Below are 25277 nucleotides of genomic sequence, written 5' to 3' on the forward strand. Positions count from 1 at the left end.
CGAACGAAGCCGCGTCAGGCAATGACCTTCTTCACCGCTGCGACCACTGCGTCGGTGGTGATGCCGAAATACTTGAACAGCTCGCCAGCCGGGGCAGATTCGCCGAAGCGGTCGAGGCCGATGACGGCGCCTTCGAGGCCCACGTACTTGTACCAGCCGTCGGTAACGCCAGCTTCGACGGCCACGCGGGGCAGGCCCTTGGGCAGCACGTCGGCGCGGTAGGCGCCATCCTGGCGGTCGAAGACGTTGGTGCTGGGCATGGAGACCACGCGCACGGCAATGCCGTCATCGGCGAGTTGCTTCTGGGCGGCCATGGCCAGCGCTACTTCCGAGCCGGTCGCTATGATAACGGCTTGAAGCGGATTTGCCTGTGAAGCATTGCCCGATTCGGACAGTACATAGCCGCCGCGGCGAATATTTTCTACCTGCTCGGCATTTCTTTGCTGGAACGGGAGGTTCTGGCGCGAGAAGGCGAGGGACGACGGACCGTTTTTGCGCTCGATGGCTGCGGCCCAGGCGACTGCCGATTCGGTGGTGTCGCAGGGACGCCACACGTCCATGTTGGGGATCAGGCGCAGGCTGGCCGTTTGTTCGACCGGCTGATGGGTCGGCCCGTCTTCACCGAGGCCGATGGAGTCGTGGGTGAACACGAAGATCTGGCGCAGCTTCATGAGTGCCGCCATGCGCAGGGCATTGCGGGCGTACTCGCTGAACATCAGGAAGGTGGCGGTGTAGGGAATCAGGCCGCCGTGCAGGGCGATGCCGTTGGCGATGGCGGCCATGCCGAACTCACGCACGCCGTAATAGACGTAGTTGCCGCCGGTGGCCTTGCTGACGCCCTTGGCGCCGGACCACAAGGTAAGGTTGGAGCCGGCCAGGTCGGCCGAGCCGCCGAGGAGTTCAGGCAGCTTGGGGGCGTAGGCTTCGATGCTGTTCTGGCTGGCCTTGCGGGTGGCGATGGTCTCGCCCTTGGCGATTACCTGGGCGAGCACGGATTCGACGTGGGCTGCCCAGTCGGCGGGGAGGTCGCCTGCCGTGCGGCGGGTGAATTCGGCGGCCAGTTCGGGGAACTCGGCGGCGTAGGCGGCGAAGCGGGTGTTCCACTCGGTCTCAAGAGCAGCGCCCTTGGCCCTGGCATCCCAGGCGGCGTAGACATCGGCGGGGATCTCGAAAGCCGGGTGGTTCCAGCCGATGTAGGCGCGGGCGGCCTCGATTTCGGCGGCACCCAGCGGGGCGCCGTGCACGTCGTGGCTGTCCTGCTTGTTGGGGGCGCCGGCGCCGATGATGGTCTTGCAGCAGATCAGGGTCGGACGGCCGGTTTCAGCCTTGGCGGCCTGGATGGCGGCTTCGATTTCGACCGGGTCGTGGCCCTGGACGTCACGCACCACGTGCCAGCCGTAGGCTTCGAAGCGCTTTGGGGTGTCGTCGGTGAACCAGCCATCCACGTGACCGTCGATGGAGATGTTGTTGTCGTCGTAGAAGGCGACCAGCTTGCCCAGGCCCCAGGTGCCGGCCAGCGAACAGGCTTCGTGGGAGATGCCTTCCATCAGGCAGCCGTCGCCGAGGAAGACATAGGTGCTGTGATCAACGATGGCGTGGCCAGGGCGGTTGAAGCTGTCGGCGAGGATCTTTTCGGCCAGCGCCATGCCCACGGCGTTGGTGATGCCCTGACCGAGCGGGCCGGTGGTGGTTTCGACGCCGGGGGTGTAGCCGACTTCCGGGTGGCCCGGGGTGCGGCTGTGGAGCTGGCGGAAGTTCTTCAGGTCGTCAATGGACAGATCGTAGCCGGTGAGGTGCAGCAGGCTGTAGATCAGCATCGAGCCGTGGCCGTTGGACTGAACGAAGCGGTCGCGGTCGGCCCACTGGGGGTTGGCCGGGTTGTGGCGCAGATGGTGGCGCCACAGGACTTCAGCGATTTCGGCCATGCCCATGGGGGCGCCGGGGTGGCCGGAATTGGCCTTCTGGACGGCGTCCATGGCCAGCGCACGGATGGCGCCAGTCAGGGAGTTGAAGACGGGCGGCTTGACGTTACGCGAAGAGGACATCGGGAGAACCTTGGGCCGGGGGAACGGCGCGCAAAGACCATAATTATCTTTGATTTCCGGGTACTTGGGTAGCCTTGGCGGGGGATTTGTACCGTGCGGGCAGAGGAGGGCTTCTCCGCAAAAACTACGGCATAACCGCGTCCAGCCCCGATGCATTGCATTTTCTTGCCTGGTTCCTGCTGATGACCTTGCCGTCGCGCCTTGTGCTGGGTGAGTCAGTGCCTCAGACCCACTGACGGCGCCGTTCCATCAGCTTCCAGATCAGCGGTGTGAGGATCAGCTGCATGGCCAGATCGAGCTTGCCACCTGGCACTACCAGGGTGTTGGCGCGGGACATGAAACTGTCGTGGATCATGCGCAGCAGGTAGGGGAAGTCCACCCCGCGCGGATCGCGGAAGCGGATGATCACCATCGATTCGTCGGCCGTCGGGATGTCGCGGGCGATGAACGGGTTGGAGGTGTCCACCATCGGCACCCGCTGGAAGTTGATGTGGGTGTGGGAAAACTGCGGGACGATGTAATGCACGTAGTCGTGCATGCGGCGCAGGATGGTTTCCTGCACGGCTTCGAGCGAATAGCCGCGCGTCTTGGTGTCCCGGTGGATCTTTTGTATCCACTCCAGGTTGGTAATTGGCGCTACGCCGATCAGCAGGTCGGCGTGACGACAGGTATTCACCCTTTCGGTGATCACTGCGCCATGAAGGCCTTCGTAAAACAGGCAGTCGGTATCGGGTGGAAGCTCTTCCCAGGGGGTGAAATCGCCAACCTTGAGGCCGCGCCGGGCCGCTTCTTCCGCGTGGTGCAGGTAGAAACGGCGCTTGCCGCCGCCGGATTCGCCGTAGGTGCGGAACAGTTGTTCGAGTTCTTCGAGCAGGTTGGCTTCCGGGCCAAAATGGCTGATGCCGCGCTTGCCCTGGCTTTCCGCTTCGATGATGAGATTGCGGATTTCGTCGCGGGTGTAGCGGTGGAAGCTGTCGCCCTCGATGATCGCGGCATTCACCTTTTCGCGCCAGAAAATACCCTCAAAGGTGTGCTTGACCGTCGTGGTGCCCGCCCCGGACGAGCCGGTCACCACGATGATGGGGTGCTTCATGGACATGGACTGTTCCCGAAAGTGAGTAGTTTTGGAGCAGGCCACGGAGACATGAGCTGTTCCAAAAACACTCGATCGGTGCCTGGCGCGTCGCCGCCAGGCTTGTTGAGCAAAATCCGGGCCGTCCGGATGTCCGGCCCGTCAGGAGTGGGCGTGCAACCAGGTTCGCCACTGTTCGAAGAGGGCAGGGCTGGCTGCCGAAATCACCGAGCGCTTGATCGCCGGTCCGGCGGTAAGCGGGGTGCCGCCCAGCGTGCTGTAGCAGCCGCCGGCTTCTTCGAGGATCAGGCGTCCCGCCGCGTAATCCCACAGCATTTGCCCGCCATGCAGGTAAACGTCGAGACGGCCGGCCGCCACATAGCACCACTCGAGGGCGCTGGAGCCGAAGTTGCGCTGCGAATAATAGGGCGGACGTACCGCCAGTTCGTCGCCGAGGTGGTGGCTGATGCGCTTGAAGTCCACGCCGGCCACTGCGTCCTTGAGGCGCTCGGCCGGTTTGCGCAGCGGTAGCGAGACGTCGTTGAGCCACGCCCCGGCGCCCCGGCCGGCGTAGAAGGCTTCGTCGGTGACCGGGTTGTAAACCACCCCGATCTGCGTTTTGTGGTTGACCAGATACGCCACCGCAACCCCGAAGAAGGGAATGCCGTTGGCGAAGTTGGTGGTGCCGTCGATGGGGTCAATGACCCACAGGCCATTGACGCCTTCGTGCCACACGCGACCCTGCTCTTCGGGCGTCATTTCTTCGCCGAGCACAGGAGCCATGATGAGTTTCGGCAGGCGCTCGACGAGGGCCGCCTGGGACGCCAGGTCGGCTTCGGTGAGTACGCTGCCGTCGGCCTTGTGCTCGCGTACGGCGCGCAGGTAACGGGGCAGGATGGTGTCGCGGGCCATCTGGCGAACCAGTTCGGCGAGGGTACGGGCTTGTTCGAGGCGCTGGGCGCTGGTCATTACGTGGCTCTCCACTGGGTGGAGGAGCGGCTTTGAGGAGGCTGCTCCCGCGAAAGGTCGTCGGGTGAAACAGAATCCGGCGTCGGGAGGCCGGAAAGGTACAGAAGCGTGGTGAGACTGAGCATGATCTTCGTTTCAATCCCGTTGAAGCACGCGGTTTTGCGGATAATAGCATGATGAATCCGCGCTTCTTCTGCCCCGAGGGCTTGTGCCCTGACTCCGAGATGCCTCTTCCCGCTGCGGTGGCCCACCACGCCGAGCGGGTGCTTCGTCTGGCCGTTGGTGATCAGGTCGTGTTGTTCGACGGCGGTGGGGGCGAGTGTGCCGCGATCCTCCTGGCCCTCGGCAAGCAGCCTGTCGCGCGGCTTGGTCCGCGGCTGGCCGTGGAGTGTGAGTCGCCGCTGGCGATCACGCTCGTGCAGGCGCTGGCGAGTGGCGACAAGATGGACTGGATTGTCCAGAAGGCGGTGGAGCTGGGCGCCGTGGCCATGCAGCCGGTGGCGGCCGAGCGTTCGGTGCTCAAACTCTCGGGTGACCGGGCGGCCAAGCGGGTGGCGCACTGGCAGCAGATCGCCGTGTCGGCCTGCGAGCAGTCCGGGCGCAACCGGGTGCCGGCGGTGGGCGACATCGTCACGTTGTCCCGGTATCTGGCCCAGCCTGTCGAGGGCACGCGCCTGATCCTGGCGCCTGGCGCTGCGGGCGCGCTGGCCCGCAAGGCGCCGCCGAGCGGACCCTTGTCGATTCTGATCGGACCGGAGGGCGGCTGGTCGCCGGCCGAACTGGCGCTGGCGGAGCATGCCGGCTGTGAGCCGCTGGCGCTCGGGCCGCGGGTGTTCCGTACCGAAACAGCCGGGCTCGCTGCGCTGGCCGCATTGCAAACCCTGTGGGGTGACTTTTCGGGAGAGGCTTGATGTTCGAATCGGCTGAACTGGGGCATCGGCTGTCGAAGGCCGACTACGACGAGATCGAGCCGCAACTGCGTACCGACCTGCTCAATGCGCAGTTCGAGCTGCTGGAAAACAAGGGCTTTGCCACGGTGATCCTGATCAACGGGATCGACGGCGCGGGCCGCGGGGAGACGGTCAATCTGCTCAACGAATGGATGGATCCGCGGCACATCGAGGTTCATGCCTTCGACAAGCCCACCGACGAGGAGCGCGAGCGGCCCTTCCTGTGGCGTTTCTGGCGGGCCCTGCCGGCCAAGGGCAAGATCGGCATCCTGTTCGGCAACTGGTATTCCGACCCGATCGGCGACCGGGCTTTCGGGCGCATCAAGAAGGCCCATCTCGATCAGCGTCTGTCCGATCTGAACCGTTTCGAGGCCATGCTTGCCGCCGAGGGCGTGCTGCTGATCAAGTTCTGGTTTCACCTGTCGCGACAGGGGCAGAAGAAGCGTCTAAAAGCCCTCGAGGCCAACCCGGATACCCGCTGGCGGGTGCGCGAGGCAGACTGGCTGTTTTACGAGGAATACGACCGTTACCGGGCGGTGGCCGAGCATGTTCTGCGCCGGACCAGTACCGGCATTGCTCCGTGGGTGATCGTGGACGGCACCGATCCCCAATATCGGGCGGCGCAGGTGGGGAATACTCTGCTCGAAGGCCTGCGGCGTAAAATCGAACAGGTGAACAAGGGGTATCGCGCCCGCCTGACGGCCGCTCCGCTGGCGCGGGCGGTGGATGAGCGCAACCTGCTCAACGCGCTGGTGCTCAACCAGCCGATGGAGAAGAAGGATTACGAGAGCCAGCTGGAAAAGCTGCAGGGCCGCCTGGCCATGGCGATGCGCAGCGAGGCCTTCGCCAAGCGCAGCCTGGTGCTGGTTTTTGAAGGCATGGATGCGGCGGGCAAGGGGGGCGCCATCCGTCGGGTGACCCAGGCGCTGGATACGCGTCAGTACCAGGTCTCGCCGATTGCCGCCCCGTCCGACGAGGAGCGCGCCCAGCCCTACCTGTGGCGTTTCTGGCGGCGTTTGCCGCGGCGTGGCAAGGTGACGATCTTCGATCGGTCCTGGTACGGCCGCGTGCTGGTGGAGCGGGTCGAGGGCTTTTGTTCGGAGGCCGACTGGATGCGCGCCTACACAGAGATCAATGATTTCGAGGACCAGCTGGTGTCTGCTGGCGCCATCGTCCTCAAGTTCTGGTTGTCGGTGAGTGACGAGGAGCAGCTGCGGCGCTTCAAGGCGCGGGAGGAAGCCGCCTTCAAGCGCTACAAGATCACCCCTGACGACTGGCGCAACCGTGAAAAGTGGCCCCTTTACGAGCCGGCCGTGTGCGACATGATCGACCGGACCAGCACCGAAAACGCTGTCTGGACCCTGGTCGAGGCGGATAACAAATATTACGCGAGGGTAAAGATTCTGCGTGTCCTCGTCGATAAGCTTGAACTGGCCTTGAATAAATGAAGACTGGCATCATCAGAATGCCGGATTCCCCAACACAGATGCCCCGGAACCCCTTGTGAATTCGTCCGATACTGCTCCTGCCGCCGTGCAGGGAGATTACCTTTCCCAGCGTTTCGTCGCCTGGGTGCGAGCCGCTGCGCCCTACATCCATGCCTTCCGCGGCAAGACCTTCGTGCTCGGTTTTGGCGGCGAAGTGGCCGCCGGCCATCTGGCCCAGACGCTGGCCTACGACTGCAACCTGCTTGCCGCCCTGGGTGTGCGGCTGGTACTGGTGCACGGCGCGCGTCCGCAGATCGAGGCCGAGTTGCTTCGTCGCGGGCTGACGTCCCAGTATTACAAGGGCCTGCGGGTGACCGACGCAGCGGCGCTCGAATGCGTCAAGGCGGCCATGGCCGTGACCCGTATCGAGGTCGAGGCGCTGTTGTCGCAGGGCCTGCCCAATACGCCGATGGCCGGCAGCTTCATGCGCGTGACCGGCGGCAACTTCATTACTGCCAAGCCGGTGGGCGTGGTGGATGGTGTCGATTACGGTTTTACCGGCGCGGTGCGCAAAGTGATTGCCGAGGAAATTGCCGCCGACCTGGACCAGCAGAACGTGGTGCTCATGTCGCCTCTTGGTGTATCGCCGGCCGGCGAGATCTTCAACATGAGCATGGAAGCCGTCGCCGAGGCGGTGGCCATTGCCCTGAATGCCGAGAAGCTGATCTACCTGTGCGATGCGCCCGGCCTGCTCGATCTGAAGGGCGCGCTGATCGAGGCGATTACCGCCGACGACGCGGAGGCCAAGCTGCTTGCCGGGGAAGGCATGACCGAAGACCTGGACCTGTACCTGCCCTGCGCCATCCGCGCGGTACGGCAGGGCGTCGGCCGGGCCCATCTGATCGACCGGGACAAGGATGGCGGGGTGCTGCTGGAGTTCTTCACGCCCCAGGGTGTGGGCACCGTGCTGACCCGCGACCCGCTGTTCCGTCTGCGCGAGGCGACCGTTGAGGACGTCGGTGCGTTGGGCAGCATGATCGCTCCGATGGAGGCCGACGGCACGCTGGTGCGACGCAGTCGCGAGCGCCTGGAGCAGGAGGTCGAGCGTTTCACCGTGGTCGAATACGACGGCTTGCTGGTGGGCTGCGCGGCGCTGTACCCCTTCATCGATGAGCGTGCGGCCGAGATGGCCTGCGTCGCCGTGGTGCCCCAGTATCGCCGCGCCGGCCTGGGCGAGATGCTGCTCGGGCGCATGGAGTCGCGGGCTCGCGCCCTCGGTGTGGAGCGCCTCTTCGTGCTCACTACGCGTACCGCCGACTGGTTTCGGGAGCGGGGTTTCCGCGAAGCACCGCCGGAGGATCTGCCCCGCCAGAAACGCGAAATGTACGATGTGAGTCGCCGTTCCAAGATTTTCATGAAGGCCCTGTGAGCGCCTTGTCGATGGCCCGCAGCCTTCTTCTCCCCTCCTCATCTCGTCCTTGCCGGCTGCTGAAGGTGGCGCTGCTGTGTGCCGCCCTGCTGCCCGCGGGACCGGCGCTGGCGGGGCTCCCGGAGGGCATGGGGTCGCCGTGGGTGACGCTGGCGACGGGTCTGGCGATGATGCTGGCGGTGGCTGGCGGAATCTATCTGTTGCTGCTGCGACAGCAGCTTGCGCGTTTGCAGGCGCAGTTGTCGGCCCCGGGCAGTTCGGTCGCTCTGGTGGGCGAGGCCGCGCCGGAGTGTGTTGGCGCATCCGAAGAAGGCCCGGATCGTTACTTTCGGCTGGCCGCCGAGGCCGGCCATGGCGTCGAGGGCTGGATCAACCTGGAAGGGCGTCTGTACTGGGTTAACCAGCTGGTCGAGTTGTACACCGGCTACTCCGCGCAAGAGGTACTGGCGGCTGATTTCATCGATCTCCTCGTTTATGAGCGGGACCGCCGTTACTGTCGCGACCAGATTCGTCAGGCGCTGGAAGGTGGCGTGCAGGCCGAGTTCGAGCTGCGCATCGTGACCAAAGCCGGCAGCTCGCTGTGGATGGCCTGCCACTGGCAGCCAATCCGTAACGAGTCCGGCATGTTGCTTGGCTTGCGGGTGTCCATGAACGACATCCAGGCACGCAAGGAAGCCGAGTACAAGCTGCTCGAATCCGTCGCCGCGCTGCGTCGTGCCCAGGCCTTGTCCGAACATTATTTGCGTCGCAGCAACGAGGAGCGTTCCCGCCTGTCGGCGCTGCTGGACGTGGTGCGCATGGGTATCCTGTTCATGGACGCCGACCGCCGGGTTGTCTTCTGCAACCGGGCACTTTACGACATCTGGCGGATGCCGCCGGGCGAGAGTTTCGTTGGCGTGCGTGATGCGGTACTCCAGCAATACGTGATGCCCTTCCTCGAAGAGCCGGTGGTGTATCAGCGCCATATCGCCGCGGTGCTCGAGCATCGGGCGCCCAGCGAACCCTTCGAAATTCATTTCAAGGATGGCCGGGTGATAACGGACTTCTCCCGTGTCGTCCCGGGGCCGGAAGGCACGCGACCGATCGGACGCATGTGGGTCTTCGAGGATGTGACCGAGCAGCGTCGCGTAGCCGAGCAGCTCATGCGTCTGGCTGAGCGGGATCCCCTCACCAACCTGTTCAATCGCCGGCGCTTCCATGAAGAACTGGAGCGGATGCTGGCCGATGGCCGGCGCCATCACGAAGAGGTTGGCCTGCTGGCTATCGATCTGGATGGCTTCAAGCCGGTGAATGATCGCTTTGGCCACCAGGCGGGCGATGAGGTGCTGGTGGGTCTGTCCAATGCGGTCTTGGCGGTGGTGCGCCGCAACGAGATGTTCTTCCGCATGGGCGGCGACGAGTTTGCGATCCTGGTGCCTTCGGCCAGTGCCCAGGAACTCTCCGAGCTGGCCCGGCGCGTGTGCGTATGCATCGCCGGGATGCACTTTACGTTTGGTGGCGATTCGGTGTTTGTGACTGCGAGCATCGGCATCGCCATTGGGCCGCACCACGACAATGATGGCGAGCGCCTGATTGGCGCGGCGGACCGGGCCATGTATGTGGCCAAGGCGTCAGGTGGCAATTGCTGGGAGCTTGCACGGGAATCGCGCAGCGAGCGGCTGGTCTGAGTGGCGTCGGCAGGCTAGAATCCAGCCACCTTTCCGGGGCGCGGCTGCCGCGCTCCGGAATCCCAACTTCGAGAGGTGATACATGGCACGGATGGTCAATTGTGTGAAGCTCGGTCGTGAGGCCGAAGGTCTGGATTTTCCGCCCCTTCCTGGCGAACTGGGCAAGAAGGTTTTCGAGAATGTCTCGAAGGAAGGCTGGCAGCAGTGGGTCAAGCACCAGACCATGCTGATTAATGAAAATCGCCTCAATCTGATGGATGCGCGGGCGCGCAAGTACTTGTCCGAGCAGCTGGAACGTTACTTCTTCGGCGGTGGTGCCGACCAGATCGGTGGTTACGTTCCGCCCCAGTCCTGAGCCTTAAAAGGCTTCAGCGTGTGACGGCCCCGCTTTTCGGGGCCGTTTTCATTGGGATGCCCTGTTCGAGGCTGTACAGCCAGGCGAGGAGTTCTGCCACCGCCACGTAGAGTTCCGGTGGAATGCGGGCATCCAGGTCCACTTGCATGAGCAGGGCGACCAGTTCGGGAGATTCGTGGACGTAAATGCCGGCTTCCTTGGCCCGGGAGACGATTTCGGCGGCAATCAGGCCGCGTCCCTTGGCGACAACGGTGGGGGCTGCGTTGCCCGCGTTGTAGGCGAGGGCGACGGCTTCGGCGCGCAGCTCGGCAGGTTGTTCGGGGCTATTCACGGCGCCTGTCTCAGTTCGGCCACCATCCCGGTAAGGGGCACGTTGGCGGCGGCAAGGGCGTCTGCCAGGCGTGATTCGGCTGCCTGCAGCGTGTTGCGCGTGGCGCTGTCGTCGGCAATCAGGCGTATGGCAATGCCGGCCGGCGTGAGATGCAGGCGTGCTTCGACGCCACCGAGGCTGGGCAGGGTCAGGCGCAAGGTGGTGTTCCAGGACGTATCCGGCTCGTTTCCGCTACCGTTGTCGTCCCGGGCGGGATCCTCGATTTCCCATTCCATCGTTTGCCCGGGCCAGATCTGGCCCTGCCATGCCAGTTGGTGGGTTGCGATGGCATCCAGTTGCTGGTGAACGAGGGGCAACAGTCTCTCGGCGACAGGCACGGTGTCGGCCTTGGTCGCCGCCGTCGTCAAGGCAGCGGTGGGGCTGGCGGTTTTTTCGGCGACATCTGGCGAGGCGGTCGAAACGGTTTTCAGGAGTGCAGTGGATTCGCGCCCCTGCGGTTCCTTGAGTAGCGAGGCGGTATCAATCTGGCCGGACAGCCAGCGCGCCTGGTGGGACTCGTAGAACAGTCCGCTTTCGGCGATCGCCGCGCCCAGGTTGCTGGCCAGCTGGGCCGTGGCGGCTGTCGTTTGCGGCGCCGAGGGAAGCAGGGCTGCGCCGCCGTTGAGGCTCGGGGCCTGGGCCGCCGGCTGGCCGGTGAGCATGAAACTGATCAGCTTGCCGGTCTGGCTGAGGGCTGCGCGGCTGGTGGTGTCGGCCGCCGGCTGAGCCAGAGTGGCGAAAACGGCTTGCGGTGTGATGTGGCTGACAACGAGTTCAAGGCTGTCGCCGGCCTTGACGGATTGGGGCAGGGACAGGATGACGTCCCGTCCTTCGATCCGGGCCTTGTAGATGTTGTCTTGGCTGGTGGCCTGCAGGCTGGCCGTGATGCGTTGGCCAGGGGTGAAGTCGGGCAGGTTGGCCGAGATGCCCTTGACGCGTGCGAGAGGCGCGACAGTGGGCTCGCCAGAGAAAAAACTGGCTTCGCTGAGCATCCGCAGGCGGGAGGCGAGGTCGCTGGGAATCATGATGCGGCCACCCGCCTGCCTGCCAGGGATCAGTCGATGTCGCCGTAAGCGCTGCGGACGCTGCGCTCGCGCGTGCCGCCGGACAGCAACTGGCGCACGTTGTCCATCCAGGGCTCGGTATGAACGCGAACTTCCTTGTCGTCGCTGAGGATGCGTCGGATGAGCGCGATTTTTTTGGTGCGCTCGTCTTCGGACATCCGTTTCGGGCGGGACGGGAAGGCCAGGGCTTCCTCGACACCGATGCGGTCACGCAGGGAGGCCACCTGCCGTTCCAGGCGGGTGAGGCGATCCCAGTCGTTGGCGCGCGCGGCATCCACCATTTCGGTGGAGTAGTTGCTCATCTGTTCCAGGAGGGCGAGGGAACTCATGAAAAGTATCTCCGGCGGTCTTAGCGGTAAGCCTGGTCGGTCGTGCCGATTTCTTCCCAGGCGCCTTTCAGTTCGGTCAGCAGCTTGACGACTTCATCCATGGCGGGCCGGCTGTTGTGCAGGTTCGCGTAGAGAAGGCGCTGGCTCATGTAGTCATAAAGGGCGCCAAGGCGCTGGGCGAGATCGCCGCCGGCTTCAAAGTCGAGGCTGACCTTGAGGCCATTGGTGATGATCTCGATGGCTTTGGAAATGGCCAGGCCTTTGGCTGGAACGTTCTTGTTCTCGAGCGCGGCGGCGGCCGTGCCAATCTGAAGGATTGCGCCTTCGAAGAGCATCAGGATCAGTTTGTGCGGGTCTGCTGTAGAGACTCCGGTTGCAACGCCAACCTCGCTGTAGGCAGCGGCGGCACGACGGGCGGCAAGGCCAAACGACATCTTGTTCTCCGGTCGGGTTAGTAATTGCTCATGTTGCTGAGGAGGCTCAATTGCTGACTCAGGTAGCTGCTGGTCGTGCTCATGCTGCTCATGGAGGTATCCAGGGCCGTGAACTGGGCACGGTAAGTCTTCTCGATGGCGGTCAGGCGGGCATTGAAAGCCTCGATCCGCTTGGCCATGTTCTTGACGCTCGAATTAAGGCCATCTGTCCGGCTGGCGATTGCGCCACTGCTGTCGAGCAGGTTGGTCGTGGTGGTTTTGAGCGCACTGCCGTAGGCGCCGATCGCCGTGGCGACTGCCGCGAAGCCCGAACTGGCGGCCTTTTCGAACTTGGCCGCGTCCATCTTGAGGCTTCCGTCGGACTGGAATGCAATGCCCAGATCACTCAGGGTTCTCACTGAGCTGCCTTCCAGGCTGGCTGGAACACTGGTCAGGGCGCTGCGGACCTGGGACTGGATGCTGCGCAGCGACGAGTCGCCATTGAGTGCCGCACCGGTTTTTGTGCTGGCGTTGTAGGCGCCAAGGCTCTTGATGGACGAGTTGAGATTGTTATAGGCGGTGACGAAGGCATCGAGCTTGCTCTTCAGGTCCGTATTGTCACGGGCGATGGTGAGCGTTGTGGAGCCGGTCTTGGTGAGCTCCAGAGTCACGCCGTCGATGGCGTCGGTAATCGTGTTGCCGCTGGTGGCAATCGATACACCCTGCATTTTCACGGCGGCATCGGTGGCGGCCTGGGTCTGGGTAAAAGCGCTGGAGGCGGCTATCGGGGTGCCTGGTGCGGCCGGGTCGATGAACGTGGCTGTGCCCGAGATGCTGACGGCGTTGGCGGTACCCCCGGACGTTGCCGTCAGGAGCAGGTTCTGCTTGCCGTTGGTGTCGGTCACGATCGTTGCATTGACGCCTGCGGCCGCGTTGTTGATGGCATCGCGAACGCCTGCAAGGGTGTTCTGGCTGCTGTCGAGGGTGATGTCGACGGGCGTACTGCCCTTGGTGAGCGTCAGGGTGCGGGTGCTGTCGGTGCCGAAGTCCAGGACCGCATCGGTCGCCCCGTAGGTTTTGCCCAGCGCCATGCGCTGGTTGGTCGCCAGTGCGGTGACTTCAAGAGAGTAGGTGCCGGCTACCGCAGAACTGCTCGCCGTTGCCGTTGCGATGGTCGAATCGGCAATGCTTGCCTTGTAGGCGGAAAAAGCTGCCGTCGGGCTCTGCAGGGTTGCCGGTGTGAGGGCCTTGGCGGCAGTCTGCAGGGCCGCGAGCGAACTCTTCAGGGTGCCGAGGGCGGAGATTTTCGACTGGTAGCTGGTCTGCTGTGCCTGGAGCTTGCTGAGGGGCTGTTTTTCAACAGACATCAGACCGGTAATGATCGACTCGACTTGCAGTCCGGAGCCAATACCCGCTGATGAAATGGTCGCCATGATGCACCCCCTGTGTTGCTGTGTTGCTAGTGATTTGGATTACGGCCGGCCCAGGAAAAACTTGAGAGTCTCGGCGTGCTTGCAACCATGTAGCATGGACCGTGCCGGCTGAGCCAAGACTCGTGTTCTCTGGATAAAAAAATCCCACCGCATGGGTGGGACCAATGTTGCCACGAGAAGTGCTGTCAATTCAGGCTTGCTGTTTGACCAGCAGACCCTGCAGTTTGTCGAGCGCCTTGGCGATATCGAGGACTTCCTCGGAAGGGATCTGACGGATTACCTTTTTGGATTCCGTATCGATCACCTTAACGACAGTCACTCCGATGTCTTCGTCGATGGAAAACTGAAGGCTGTTGGCCGTCTGCTTGATGACGTCCTGAATCTGTTTGACCGCTTGCGTTAATTGTTCGCTGCTGGGAGGCACTTTCGCAGGCGCCTGCGTAGCGTTCTGGGCTTGCTGCACGCCGCTCGCTTCGGGAGTGGCCTCTGCCTGCCGTGCTGTTCCTGCCCCTGCTACCTGGGCGGCGGGAGGCTGCACGGGGGGCGCGTATTGCGTGGTTCTCGCGCCGACTGGCTGGATGCTCATGATCTTCTCCCTCTCGAGCGAGGGGCGCCGCGCCTGTCAGGGCGGCGGCGCCTGCCGGGTTTTGGTGAATAAAGGCTTACTGGAGCAGGGACAGCACGTTGTTCGGCATGCTGTTGGCTTGTGCAACCATGGCGGTGCCGGCCTGTTGCAGAATCTGGCCGCGGGTCATGGCTGCGGTTTCCTTGGCGAAGTCAGCATCCATGATGCGACCGCGGGAAGCCTGGGCGTTTTCAGATGCGACCTGCAGGGTCTGTACCACCGAGGTAAAGCGGTTTTGCACGGCACCCCAGGTTGCACGAGCAGTGTTCAGGACGTTCAGGGCCGCATCGATGGCCGAGATCGCTGCCGTTGCGGCGGACACGCCGGCGCTGCCTTGACCCGAGATGGAGCTGCCGCTGATGGCGCCTGCGGTAGTCGTCCCGAAGGTTGCAGAGGCCAGGGTGACGGCACTGCCGACAGTGATCGTGTCAGTCGAAGCCGTACCGGCGCCCACCTGGAAGGAGAATCCGCCGGAGACTTCGCTCAGGACGTTTTGTCCATTGAACTGGGTGCCCGAAACAACGCGCGCAATTTCCTGGTTGAGCTGTTGAAATTCAGTGTCAAGACTGGCGCGGTCGCCGCTGCTGTAGGTGCCGTTGGCGGCCTGCACGGCCAGCTCGCGCATCCGTTGCAGGTTGTCGGTAACTGCCTGCATCGCGCTTTCAGCGGTCTGCGCCATCGAGACGCCGTCATTGGCGTTGCGGATCGCCACGTCGAAGCCCTTGGCTTGGGCGTTCATGCGGTCGGCAATTGCCAGGCCGGCAGCGTCGTCCTTGGCGCTATTGACGCGCAAGCCGGAAGACAGACGTTGCACCGAAGTCGCCAGGCCTGCCTGGGAGGTGGAAAGATTGCGTTGCGCATTCAGCGACATCGCATTGGTGTTGATAGTGGCAGCCATTTTGGTTCTCCTTAAATCCGTTCAAGATAAGCGTTTCGGCTTAACTTTGGTTCGCCTTGCCCGGGTATGTGTAAGGCAACCGCCGTTGTGATCATTAACGGGGCAAACCGAAAAGACTTTAGATATTTGTTGACTTTTTTGCTGTTACCGTTTTTTTCATTTTTCTTTGCGGATTACCGCTTGGCTTGTGATAGCGGCCCGGAAAAATAAAGCTTTAGGGTTGATTTGCTGTGCCGGCCGGGTTTTCGGCCGGTTTTTTATATGCCTACAGATTAGTGGGCGAAGTCCTTCAAGGTCCGTAGGCTGCAAACCAGCTTGCGGCATGGTTCTCGAGGATGAAGCTGTCGTGAACCCAGGCTTGCAGGGTGAGCCCGGCTTCTCGCAGGGCTTCCGGCTCGGCGAGTTGTTCGCGAATCGTTTTGATCCACGTCTCCGGTTCGTTGGGGAGGCGGGTGACGGGCGCGTTCTGATAAGGATAAATGTCAGTGCAGATAACCGGCCAGCCCATTGCGCCGTATTCGAGCAGGCGCAGGTTGCTCTTGGCCTCATTGAAGGGGTGGATGTCGAGTGGGGCGATGGCCAGGTCGAGGTCAAGGCGGGCGAGGGCCTTCGGGTAGGCGCTGAAATCGATTTCGAAGCCGTGGGATTCATGCACGAAGGGCTTCAGGGCGGGCGGGCACATGCCCATGAAAATCCAGTCCACTTCGTCGGCGAGGGCTTCGACCACGGGGTAGATGAGTTCCAGGTCGCCCTGGTGTTGCTGGGCGCCGGCCCAGCCGACACGGGGCTTCTTGCGCGGCAGGCGCGGCGGTACAGCATCGCCCCACACTGCCCATTCGAGGCAGTTGGGCATGACCCGGATGTCCTCGATCATGTCGACACACAAATCAGCCAGCGGCCGGGTGCTGACGACCAGACGGTCCATCAGGGCGAGGTTGCGGCGCAGGCGCTGGCGTCCGTCCTTGTAGCCGGATTTGTAGAGCGGGTGCTTCTTCGGCAGGTCGGTGACCAGGTCATCGATGGTGAGAATCCGCCGAACCTTGGGCAGGTAGCGGGCGTAGTTTTCGATGGCGTCGCTCTGCGAGTCGTCGAGCGGCTGGTGCAGGACCAGCGCGTCCGGCGCGGCGCGGGCGATTTCAACCGGGGAGAGGATGCGCATCGCGAAGGCCTTGGGGGACTCGCAGATCATGGTCTGGGCGAGTCCGGCCTGCCCGACGATGCGCAGCGGTGCGCGCAGGCGGTATTCGCCGGCGCCGCCGGGAACCGGTATGGCGAGGATGCGCGGTCGGTCGTGGAAGTGGAGATCCCAGTCGGTGGGGGCGACGTGCTCGGGCTTGTAGGGTTCGAGCAGGCTCAGGTTGCGGTTGTAGGCCGGGTCGTGAACCAGGCGTGGCATCCAGCGATGGATGAGGGTTTCGTTGGCCGATTGGGCGGCCAGCAGGTCGGCCAGTCGGCCTTCGAGTTTGCGCTGGCGGGCCGTGATCGAGATGCTGCCGTAATGGACCAGGGCGGAGTGGGGGGTAAAGACGATCTTGTGGCCGACGTCCCCGGCCCGCAGGCACAGGTCGAGGGCGCCGTGAACGAGCCCGAAGTGGGTGGTGTCGAAGCCACCCAGTTGCACGTAGGCGCTGCGGCGCACGAGCAGGGCCGAGCCGCTGGCTGCGCTGACGTTCTGATCGCACAGGGCCCGCCCCATGTAGCCGGGGTCGGAGAGTTCGAGCTGGTTGTCCCACGGACTGCCGACGGTTCCGTAGAGCCCCAGGATCGAGCCGCCCTGCTGGACCCGGCCGGTTTCAGGGTAGGTCAGGCGGGGGGCGACGATGGCGACTTCCGGACGCTGGGCGATACTCATCAGCCGTGCCAGCCAGTCGTCCTGAACGATGTGGATGTCGTTGTCGAGGAACAGCAGGTAGTCGCCCTCGGCCGCTTCGGCGCCCGCATTGGCGCAGCCGGACCAGCTGAATTCACCGGGAAAGGCTATGACACGGGTGCGCTGCTTTTGCTCGGTGGCGACGAGGCCGGCGAGGTAGCGCACGGTGTCCGGGTCGCGGCTGTCGTTGTCGAGGATGATGACTTCGTAGTTCGGGTAGCGGGTCCGCTCGAAGAGGCTTTCGAGTAGCGGACGCAGATATTCTTCCCGGTCGCGGGTCGGGATGATGATGCTGACCTTGGGCGTCGTGGCCCACTTGTACTGGATGCGGCGGGTGCCGAAGAGCGCACCGTCGAGGACTGCGGTGTCGAGGCTGCAGCGTGCCAGATGGTCGGTGACGGCGAGTTTTTCGGCTTCGGGCTGCATCGCCCGCTGCGAGTTGCGGGACAGGTGGGCGAGCATCTGGTCGATGTGGCCGATGCTGCTCTCACCGTTCTGGTCGAGGATGCGCAGGCTGAGGTCGTAGTTCTCGGCGCCGGTTTTGTCGCCGTAGCGGCCGGCAGCCAGGAAGGCCTGCTTGGCGACGACGATGAAGCAGCCGAAGTAAGCCTGGGCGCGCAGCAGATCGAGGTTGAAGTCGGGCTTGAAGAGCGGCTGGGTGAAGCTGCCGTCGGCTTCAAGGGTGTCTTCGTCGCAGTAAATCAGACGCCAGTCGGGTTTTTCGTTGATGTAGTCGGCGACGACCTGCAGGGCCTGGGGCTCCAGCGTCAGGCCCGGGTCGATGCGGGTCAGCCAGGTGCCCGGCGAGGCCGCGGCCATTTCGTCGATGACGTAGTTGATGTGGGCTTCGTCGCGCAGGGCCAGCCACTGGATGTTGGGCGTTTCGCCAAGGCCTTCCGGGGGCGACAGGGCGGTCACGATGGTCAGCAGCCATTCGGGATAGAGCTGGGCGGCGAGGCTGTCGAGGGTGTCGGCGAGGAGCGTTTCCTCGCCGGGGTAGAGGGAGAGCAGCAGGTGGATGCCGGGGCGGTTCTTCCACTGCAGCACCATGCGTTCGGCGAGCAGTTGGGCGTCGATCTCCTGGAGGGTCTTGCGGCGGCGCCAGGTGGCGTAGCGCTGGATGGCTTCGGCCTGCACCGGGTCATCGCCGGGCAGTTTCGGCACTTCATGCACGGGCATGACCTGGGTGACGCTGACGAAGTGATCGAGCTGACCCCAGAAACGGTCTTCCGCCGCCCGGTAGGTCTCCGTCATCTGGCCGACGGTGCGTTTGGCGAAGGCGATTTCTTCCGGTGAGTCGTTGATGGCGATGCCTTCGCGGCCCATTTCTTCTTCGCTGAGCAGGGTGCCGTTGAAAAAGGGCGAAGGCAGGATGATGGCCGGGCAACCGCACAGGATGGCTTCAAGGGCGATGGCGGTGGATTCGAAGCAGTAAACGGCTTCGCTGCGCCGAAACAGATCGGCCATGTCCTGGTGGGACTCGGGCCAGTCAGCAGTGATGAGCGTGGCCTCGGCGGCCAGTTCCGGGTAGCGCGCCAGCCCCGACTGGTGACGTCCGGGGTAAAGGAGGATGCCGCTGCGCTGCTTGTCGAGGGGGTTGTCCAGGTTGTTGAAGACCTGGGTGTCGATGGGCGGCAGGAACAGGATGTTGTCCTGGTCGGCATCGTCGGGCAGCACGTTGCGGCCGTAGCCGAAAATGAGTTCCGTCTCGGCATAGGCCTTGTCGCCGCCGAGCAGCCCGGCCTTGTTGAGGACGTAGCGCACCACCGAGCCTGCCCGGCGCGGGTTGCCGGCAACCACTTCCGGATAGACGATGATCGGCTCACGGTCGGCCTTCTTGTGGCGCTCGGCGATTTCGGCGGTGAGGATCGGGGTGTCGAGCTCCGGGTTGGCGGTCGTGTTGTAGATGTAGGCTTCTTCGCCGATGCTGTTGAGGGCATGGCACAGGAGGTGCAGCACCCGGATGCCGGCCGACGTGCGCCGGTAGGCCGGAGCGTCGATGTAGTACGGACGGCGGGGCTGCGAGTAGAGATGGCGTGTGGCGGGCATGTGGGCTGTACTCAGGCGTGTTGATGGGGCGCGGCGCTGGCGGCGGTAAGGCGGATGGCCTGCTCGAGAGATGTCCAGACATCCAGGTCGAGTTCGCTGCGGGCACGCCCGATGGCGGGAATGTAGCGCGAGCGCAAGGCGTTGTCGGGGGCGCTGCGGGTGATGTGCACGGCGTGTTCGGGGCACAGGGCGTCGCGTACGGTTTCGGCCAGTTCGCGGATCGAGACGGCCTGGTCGGAACCGACGTTGTAGGCCTGGCCGTGGGTGCCCTGGAGCAGGATCTTGAGCAGCCAGATGGCCAGGTCGGCGCCGTACAGATAGCTGCGCAGCGGAGTGCCGTCGCCGTTTACGCAGATCGGGCGGCCGGCGAGGGCGTCGCCGATGAAGTTGCCAATGGCGAAATGCCCGTTGAGGGGCAGGCCGGCGCCCACAAAGGCGAAGCAGCGGGCGATGGGAATGGCGATGCCGTGTTCCCGGCCGAACTGCACGCACCATTGCTCTGCGCCGCGCTTGGCCGAGCCGTAGGCGCTGTCCGGGTGGGTCGCGTCGCAGGCGCAGGAAGCGGATTCGGGGAGCTGTTCAATGTCGGCCGGCTGCACGCCATACACCGCGCCTGAGCTGACGTAGAGGACCCGCCTCACGCCGCTGGACAGGGCATGGGCGAGGGTGTGGCGGGTGCCGAGCAGGATGTTGTCCATGATCGCCAGCGGATCCCGGTGGGCGGCGGCGTCGGTGTCGGTGGCGGCGTGGATGAGCAGGTCGGCGGGCGTGGCATCCGCGAAGCTCTTGACGTCACCGCGTACGCAGCTGACCCACGATTGCGCGGAAAAATAGGGCGCGACGGCGGCAAAGGCGGCCGGATTGCGCGACAGCAGGCGCACCCGGACGTCGACGCCCCGTTGCCGGAGCAGGTCGAACAGGCTCAGCATCCAGTAGCCGAAAAAGCCCGTGCCGCCGGTGATGAACACCGTTCGGCCGTCCAGTGGCGACGCGTCCAGGTGGTCGTGCAGGGCCGTCAGGCGACCCTGCACGGGCGGGCAGCGGGGATCGGGCAGCATGGCGCAGGAGGCTCGCTGGCGGGCTCAGAGGCCGCGGCTGTAGATCAGCTTGCGCAGCACTTCGTTCTGGGAATAGGGGCTCTCCACATCGTCGATGGTGAGCGCCGTGTCCTTGGAAACGGGGCGCGTGAGCTTGAGCCCGTTCATGGCTTCGCGGCACGACAGCTGGCCCTTTTGCAGCGGGATGGCCAGGTAGAAGTCGTCCTCGAGGTTCTGGTGCTGCAGTTCGTAGCCGACTGGGAGGTCGCGCTTGGCATAGACGCCGCGCACGAGGCCGTCGAGGTATTCGGTTTCCTTCCGCTTCGGGACGCGCTTGGAAGTGCCGGTGCCACCGCACATTTCAACCGCCTTGTGATAGGCCTTGAACCATTCGTCGATCTGGTGCGGCAGGGAGCAGTACGGTGCCACCGGGATGCCGCCTTCCTCGATGTCGATGTGACGTTCCCAGGTGCGCGCGCCCTTGCCGTAGGAGAGCAGCATCGACGAGCTCCAGTCGTGATACTCGTGGGACGACAGGCCGACCACGTTTTTTGGGTAGCGCTGGCGCAGGAAGTCGATCTGGTTAAGCTCCAGTTCGTCGTCTTCGCTCGGATAGATCGAGACGCAGTGATTCACCGCCAGCGGAATGTTGCGGTTGGCGAAGAAGGTCACCATGTCATCGACGTCTTTTTGCGTGGATCCGCCGGTGGACACGATGACCGGCTTGCGCGTCTCGGCGATGCGCTCGATGAGGAACCAGTCGTTGATGTCGGAGCTGGCGATCTTGATGATCGGCAGGTCGAGCTCTTCGCACAGATCCACCGAGGCTTCGTCGAAGGCGGTGGCCATCGGGATGCAGTTGCGCTCCTTGATGGCCTTCACCAGCGTCCGGTACTCGGCCTTGCTGAGCCGGGTGGCCTCGGTCTTCTTGATGTAGCGGATGTCCTCGCGACCGCGAAAATCCTTGTGGATGAAGTGGTCGGCCTCGCGGAACTGCAGCTTGATGGCGGCTCGCACATTGTTGAAGCGGACCACCTGGGCGAAGTCGTTGACGATGCGCAGGCCCCGGTCAAGGCGGCCCCAGTGGTTGTTGGCCAGTTCGAGGATGAACAGGTTTTCAAAGATGGCGTTGTTCATGATGGCACCTCAATAAGCGTAGAAAACCGCTTCGAAGGAATTGTGGGTGTGGATGCGGAAGCGCAGCCGGTAGTCGAGATCGAGGGTGGCAATGAAGGCCGGAATGCGCCACAGGTCGTCCCAGCGGTGGTAGCCGGCGATGGCCATGGCCGGGCGGTTGCGGCGAATCAGCCGGGTGGCGCCCTGCAGGGTTTCCATTTCGTGGCCCTCGACGTCGAGCTTCAGGTAATCGACGCGGGCGGTAGGCAGGCAGTCGTCGATGCTGACCACCTGGATCATCTGGTCGCCTTGCTCGCTGACCGTGCTGGCTTCGCCCTGGCCGCTGCTGAAGCGCAGGGTCCGGGTTTCGGAGGACAGGCCGCAGGGAAAGCAGGTGACCGGAATCGGCAGGTCGCGGGCGCGCTCGGTGAGGGCGTGGTAGTTGCCCGGGTCGGGCTCGAAGGCGTAGGCCTCGCCCAGCGGGAGGCGGGTGAGGGCGGTGGCGATGGTGTCGCCGTCGTAGGCGCCGCCGTCGAGAAGGCTCAGCGGGCGCGGGTGACGGGTCGTGCAGGCGGCCACGACGAAGTCCGGAAAGTAGTGCAGGTCGGCCACCGGCGCGCCAGGAATGGCGTCGAGCCGGCCGAGCCGGAAGCGCAGGGTGTCGGCGAAGATCTGCCGGCTCTCGTCGTCGTCGAGGCGTGCAAAGGCGGCCTGCAATTCGGCGCTGCGGCTGGCGTAGCCACTGCGGGCACTCAGCCAGTAGCGCCAGCCCATGTGCTCTTCGACGATTTCGAAGTAGTGCTGGGGCAGCACGACGCGCGCGAAGCCGGCCTCCTGGCACAGGGATTTCAGCAGCGCGTAGTTGGCGTTGGGCTGGTGATTGAACACGCCCACCCACATGGCCTTGGTGCGATGGACGGGGTCGACTTCCGCCAGGGGCAGGACGGCCAGTCCGTCCTGGGTGTGCGCCGGGCCGGCCGAGTTGACGAAGGCGACCACCGGCACGCCGAGTGCATCCAGGGCCCGCCTGAGGGCTCGTGCGAAGTTGCCGGAGCCGAAGATCAGCACGCCGTCGCGGCGCGCCTCGTCGAGTCGAACGGTGTCGGCGTCGAAGGACAGATCGGGAAAGCGGGCGCTGGTCATGGCCGGGGCCTTTCATGGCTGGTTGGGCGAAGCGCCTTGATGGCCGCGGCTTCTTGATGCACGGCAGCGAGTTCGGCGGGCGGCAGGAAGGGGAACATGTCGTCGAGTTCCGGGGTGGCGAAGCCGCCTTCGGGCAGGGCGCGGGACTTGATGCGCGGCTCGAAGCCCGGCTCCGGATCGACGTGGGCGGCGATGAGGATCGGGCCGCGGCGGGCGAGGGCGGCGTCGAGGGCCGGCAGATCGTCCGGCGTGGCCAGGCTGACGGCGTCGAGGCCGTAGGCGCGGGCGACCAGCGCGAAGTCGGGGAACTCGACCCCCGAGGCCGGGGTGGCGCCGACGATGCGGCCGAAGAAGTTCTCGTGGGTCTGGCGGATGGACAGGTAGCCGCCGTTGTCGATGAGCACGATCGCCACGTCGAGGCCGAGGGTCTTGAGGGTCTGCAGCTCCTGGATGTTCATCTGCAGGCTGCCGTCGCCGGCAAAGCACACCACCCGGCGCGTGCCGGCGGCGCGGGCGGCGCCGATGGCGGCAGGCAGGTCGAAGCCCATCGAGGCCGAGCCGGAGTTGCTGAACATGCGCTGGCCGGCCTTCAGGTGGCCGACCTGGAAGGGCAGGATGCACGCCGAGGCGTTGCCGCAGACAACGATGTCGTCGTCGCGCAGTTGGTCGAAGATGCGGCTCACCAGCGTGTAGGGGTGAATGCCGGCGCTGGCGGGCGGCGCAGTGAAGATCGGGTAGCGGGCGCGGATGTCGCGGCACCAGGCGGCCCACGGCGCGTAGTTGGGCAGCTGCGTGGCGCAGGCTTCGCTCAGGCGGTCGAGAAAAACCCGCGCGTCGCTGGTGACGCGCAGATCGGGCTGCACGAAGGGCTTGGCGAATTCGGCCGGGTCCACGTCCACCTGGGCGATGAAGGCGTTTTTGGCGAAGCTGTCCCAGTTGTAGCTGACCTGGCGGATGTTCAGGCGCGAGCCGATGACCAGCACGAAGTCGGCGCTCTGGGTGCAGAAGTTGCCGGCGCGGGTGCCGATGGTGCCGGGGCGGCCGGCGAACAGCGGGTGATCGCTGGCGATCAGGTCGTGGGTCCAGGCGGTGGCCACCGGGATGCCGTGGGCTTCGGCGAAGGCCAGTAGGGCCTTGTCGGCGCCGGCCAGACGCACACCGGTACCGGCCAGGATGAGCGGCCGGTGGGCCTGGCGGAGCTGCTCGACGATCTGCCGGCAGTTGTCGGCGAGGTCAGTGGGTGTGCTGGTGGCGGGCAGGGTCAGCGGCGGAATCACGTCGCACTCGGCCGACTGTACGTCGAGGGGAATGTCGAGCCACACCGGGCCGGGGCGACCGCTGATGGCGGTGGCCAGCGCGCGGGGCAGCAGGTCGATGAGGGCTTTGGGGCTGGCGACGCTTTCGGCCAGCTTGGTCACCGGCCGGGCCATGGCGACGACCGGCCCTTCCTGGTCGCCCAACTGGCGCAGGCCGGCCACGGGGGTGTAGTCGAGACAGGTGGCACGCTTGACCTGGCCGCCGATGACGAGCATCGGGATCGAATCGGTGAAGGCGCCGAACACGCCGTTGAGGGCGTTGATGCCGCCGGGGCCGGTGGTGACCATGACCACCGCCGGCTTGCCGGCGATGCGCGCGTAGCCTTCGGCGGCCATGGCGCAGGCCTGCTCGTGGTGCATGAAGGTGCAGTTCAGGCGCGGGTGGCTGGCGAGGGCCTGGTTCAGGTACATGGCGCCACCGCCGGTGACGGTGAAGACCTGTTCGATTCCATGGTCGGCCAGCCAGTCGGCGATCCGTTCGGAAACTTTCATGGGCGTTCGGTGATGAAGTGAAGGTTGCGGGCTGAGCCGGGTTCAAGGCGGCGGATTTCTGCCGCGATTTGATGGGGGTTTACGGCCACGCAGACCAGAACTTGTGCCTCTGGGTGACGACTTAGTCCCTCGGCAGGGGAAACGACGGGCTTGCCGGCAAAAGTCTGCCCTTGCTTGTTGGGGGCGCCGTCGAGAAAGGCCACAACCCGGGGCAGCGGAATGGCGTTTTGCCCGAGCAGGCGCTGGGCCCACGAGCCGGCGCCCCACACCAGCAGCGGCGCGGCCGGGTCGAGCGGCGGCTGGATCGATACGCTGTCGGCGGCGCGGCGGGCGCTGTCGGCGATGTAGGCGCGCAGGTGGTCCAGCATGGCGGGGGGCGTATCGGGTGCGTCGGCGGCGGGCAGGGCGCGGGCGATGCCGGCGAAGGCCGGGTAGGTGCTGCCGTCCGGCAGGCTCAGGGTGCAGTCGACAAAGGCTGCGGGTGCCAGGCCGGCTGCGCTGAACAGCCGGGCCAGTGCCCGCGGGCTGAAGTGGTTGATGTGTTCGCTGTCGAAGTAGTAGTACGGCGGCCGTGGATCGCAGCGGTAGCCGCGCGGGTCGGGCACTTCGATGTACAGGGTGCCACCGGGGGCGAGCAGGTCGGCCAGTTGCCGCAGCCAGTCGAGGTCACGCAGGTGCTCGGCCACATGGGAGAGCACGATCAGGTCGAAGCGTTGCCCGGCGTAGCGTGCCGGGGCGTCGCCGATGAGGCCTTCCTGCACGACAAGGCCATGGCTGTGGGCGGCGCGGACGGCGGCCGGGTCCGGGTCGAGCCCTTCGGCGCGGGTGTAACCGCGGGCGGCCAGTGCGGCGAGGAGTCCGCCGGCGCCGCAGCCCAGGTCGAGCAGGCGGACGTCGGGCCCGGGCAGCCAGGTTTCGATGCGCGTGGCGAGCTGTTCGAGGCGGTGCAGGTCGGCCGGATTCTGACCCGCTCCGGTGCCGGTGGGGCCGCCGTACTTGGCGAGGCTCCGGTAGTAGTGGTCGTAGGCCGACTGGGGAGCCGGGGTGTCGGCGAAGGCAAAGTCGCAGGCGCTGCAGGCGACGAGGCGATAGCCGTCGGGCAGTGGCGAACCGCTGGGTTGGGGCAGGGTCAGGGGGGCCAGCGTCTCCAGCGTGCGGCTGGTGCACACGGGACAGGGGCGGTGGAGAGCGGCGGCCATGGCGGTGAT

The 25277-nt window shown here is 64.8% G+C and carries 21 protein-coding genes; 5 read left to right on the forward strand and 16 right to left on the reverse strand.

Features of this window, described 5'->3' with window-relative positions; all coding sequences use genetic code 11:
- Window positions 1-14: 14 nt before the first annotated feature.
- From tkt to ETQ85_RS03445, 3 genes are all read right to left on the reverse strand, one after another.
- A complete protein-coding gene (gene tkt / locus ETQ85_RS03435) occupies window positions 15-2045 on the reverse strand; it encodes a transketolase (RefSeq protein WP_148577654.1) in 2031 nt (676 codons plus the stop codon).
- Between the two features lie 223 nt (window positions 2046-2268).
- Window positions 2269-3144 carry a phosphoribulokinase gene (locus ETQ85_RS03440; RefSeq protein WP_148577655.1) on the reverse strand — a complete coding sequence of 292 codons (876 nt, stop codon included), beginning with the start codon at window positions 3142-3144 and terminating at the stop codon, window positions 2269-2271.
- 135 nt (window positions 3145-3279) lie between these two features.
- Window positions 3280-4086 (reverse strand): inositol monophosphatase family protein, encoded by an 807-nt coding sequence (locus ETQ85_RS03445; RefSeq protein WP_148577656.1) that lies wholly within the window; start codon window positions 4084-4086, stop codon window positions 3280-3282.
- Between the two features lie 176 nt (window positions 4087-4262).
- On the opposite strand from ETQ85_RS03445, the gene ETQ85_RS03450 reads away from it, so the two are divergent.
- The 5 genes from ETQ85_RS03450 (at window position 4263) to ETQ85_RS03470 (ending at window position 9914) form a co-directional block, all read left to right on the forward strand.
- Window positions 4263-4997: a 16S rRNA (uracil(1498)-N(3))-methyltransferase gene (locus ETQ85_RS03450; RefSeq protein WP_148577911.1), complete on the forward strand. Its 735-nt coding sequence runs from the start codon at window positions 4263-4265 to the stop codon at window positions 4995-4997.
- Complete coding sequence (gene pap / locus ETQ85_RS03455) at window positions 4997-6484, forward strand: polyphosphate:AMP phosphotransferase (RefSeq protein ID WP_148577657.1); 1488 nt, start codon at window positions 4997-4999, stop codon at window positions 6482-6484. The genes ETQ85_RS03450 and pap overlap by 1 nt, the downstream gene beginning before the upstream one ends.
- Window positions 6485-6539: 55 nt before the next feature.
- The gene (gene argA, locus ETQ85_RS03460; protein WP_148577658.1) at window positions 6540-7892 is read left to right on the forward strand and encodes an amino-acid N-acetyltransferase; all 1353 of its coding nucleotides are present in this window, start codon (window positions 6540-6542) and stop codon (window positions 7890-7892) included.
- Entirely contained in the window at window positions 7889-9559 is a 1671-nt protein-coding gene (locus ETQ85_RS03465; protein WP_148577659.1) for a sensor domain-containing diguanylate cyclase, read from the forward strand. The genes argA and ETQ85_RS03465 overlap by 4 nt, the downstream gene beginning before the upstream one ends.
- An 82-nt stretch (window positions 9560-9641) precedes the next feature.
- On the forward strand, window positions 9642-9914 hold the full coding sequence (locus tag ETQ85_RS03470) for an oxidative damage protection protein (RefSeq protein WP_148577660.1): 273 nt from the start codon (window positions 9642-9644) through the stop codon (window positions 9912-9914).
- A gap of 13 nt (window positions 9915-9927) precedes the next feature.
- Here the strand turns inward: ETQ85_RS03470 and ETQ85_RS03475 are convergent, their stop codons facing one another.
- From ETQ85_RS03475 to ETQ85_RS03535, 13 genes are all read right to left on the reverse strand, one after another.
- Entirely contained in the window at window positions 9928-10245 is a 318-nt protein-coding gene (locus ETQ85_RS03475; protein WP_148577661.1) for an EscU/YscU/HrcU family type III secretion system export apparatus switch protein, read from the reverse strand.
- Complete coding sequence (gene fliK, locus ETQ85_RS03480) at window positions 10242-11309, reverse strand: flagellar hook-length control protein FliK (protein WP_148577662.1); 1068 nt, start codon at window positions 11307-11309, stop codon at window positions 10242-10244. The genes ETQ85_RS03475 and fliK overlap by 4 nt, the downstream gene beginning before the upstream one ends.
- A 29-nt stretch (window positions 11310-11338) precedes the next feature.
- On the reverse strand, window positions 11339-11677 hold the full coding sequence (locus ETQ85_RS03485; RefSeq protein ID WP_148577663.1) for a flagellar protein FliT: 339 nt from the start codon (window positions 11675-11677) through the stop codon (window positions 11339-11341).
- A gap of 20 nt (window positions 11678-11697) precedes the next feature.
- Window positions 11698-12111, reverse strand: a complete 414-nt coding sequence (fliS, locus tag ETQ85_RS03490; RefSeq protein WP_148577664.1) for a flagellar export chaperone FliS — start codon at window positions 12109-12111, stop codon at window positions 11698-11700.
- A 17-nt stretch (window positions 12112-12128) separates the two neighbouring features.
- Window positions 12129-13523 carry a flagellar filament capping protein FliD gene (gene fliD, locus ETQ85_RS03495; RefSeq protein ID WP_148577665.1) on the reverse strand — a complete coding sequence of 465 codons (1395 nt, stop codon included), beginning with the start codon at window positions 13521-13523 and terminating at the stop codon, window positions 12129-12131.
- Window positions 13524-13713: 190 nt separating this feature from the next.
- On the reverse strand, window positions 13714-14109 hold the full coding sequence (locus ETQ85_RS03500; RefSeq protein ID WP_148577666.1) for a flagellar protein FlaG: 396 nt from the start codon (window positions 14107-14109) through the stop codon (window positions 13714-13716).
- Between the two features lie 76 nt (window positions 14110-14185).
- Window positions 14186-15046 carry a flagellin N-terminal helical domain-containing protein gene (locus tag ETQ85_RS03505; RefSeq protein WP_148577667.1) on the reverse strand — a complete coding sequence of 287 codons (861 nt, stop codon included), beginning with the start codon at window positions 15044-15046 and terminating at the stop codon, window positions 14186-14188.
- 289 nt (window positions 15047-15335) lie between these two features.
- Window positions 15336-18965, reverse strand: a complete 3630-nt coding sequence (locus ETQ85_RS03510; RefSeq protein ID WP_148577668.1) for a glycosyltransferase — start codon at window positions 18963-18965, stop codon at window positions 15336-15338.
- A gap of 11 nt (window positions 18966-18976) precedes the next feature.
- Window positions 18977-20023 carry an NAD-dependent epimerase/dehydratase family protein gene (locus tag ETQ85_RS03515; RefSeq protein ID WP_148577669.1) on the reverse strand — a complete coding sequence of 349 codons (1047 nt, stop codon included), beginning with the start codon at window positions 20021-20023 and terminating at the stop codon, window positions 18977-18979.
- A 24-nt stretch (window positions 20024-20047) separates the two neighbouring features.
- Window positions 20048-21139 carry an N-acetylneuraminate synthase family protein gene (locus tag ETQ85_RS03520; protein ID WP_148577670.1) on the reverse strand — a complete coding sequence of 364 codons (1092 nt, stop codon included), beginning with the start codon at window positions 21137-21139 and terminating at the stop codon, window positions 20048-20050.
- A 9-nt stretch (window positions 21140-21148) separates the two neighbouring features.
- A complete protein-coding gene (locus tag ETQ85_RS03525; RefSeq protein ID WP_148577671.1) occupies window positions 21149-22261 on the reverse strand; it encodes an FkbM family methyltransferase in 1113 nt (370 codons plus the stop codon).
- The gene (locus ETQ85_RS03530) at window positions 22258-24069 is read right to left on the reverse strand and encodes a thiamine pyrophosphate-binding protein (RefSeq protein WP_148577672.1); all 1812 of its coding nucleotides are present in this window, start codon (window positions 24067-24069) and stop codon (window positions 22258-22260) included. Before ETQ85_RS03530 ends, ETQ85_RS03525 begins: the two co-directional genes overlap by 4 nt.
- Window positions 24066-25268: a class I SAM-dependent methyltransferase gene (locus tag ETQ85_RS03535; protein WP_187394568.1), complete on the reverse strand. Its 1203-nt coding sequence runs from the start codon at window positions 25266-25268 to the stop codon at window positions 24066-24068. The genes ETQ85_RS03530 and ETQ85_RS03535 overlap by 4 nt, the downstream gene beginning before the upstream one ends.
- Between the last annotated feature and the right edge of the window lie 9 nt (window positions 25269-25277).

This window comes from Zoogloea oleivorans (assembly GCF_008107625.1).
In the GTDB taxonomy this organism is placed as follows: domain Bacteria; phylum Pseudomonadota; class Gammaproteobacteria; order Burkholderiales; family Rhodocyclaceae; genus Zoogloea; species Zoogloea oleivorans.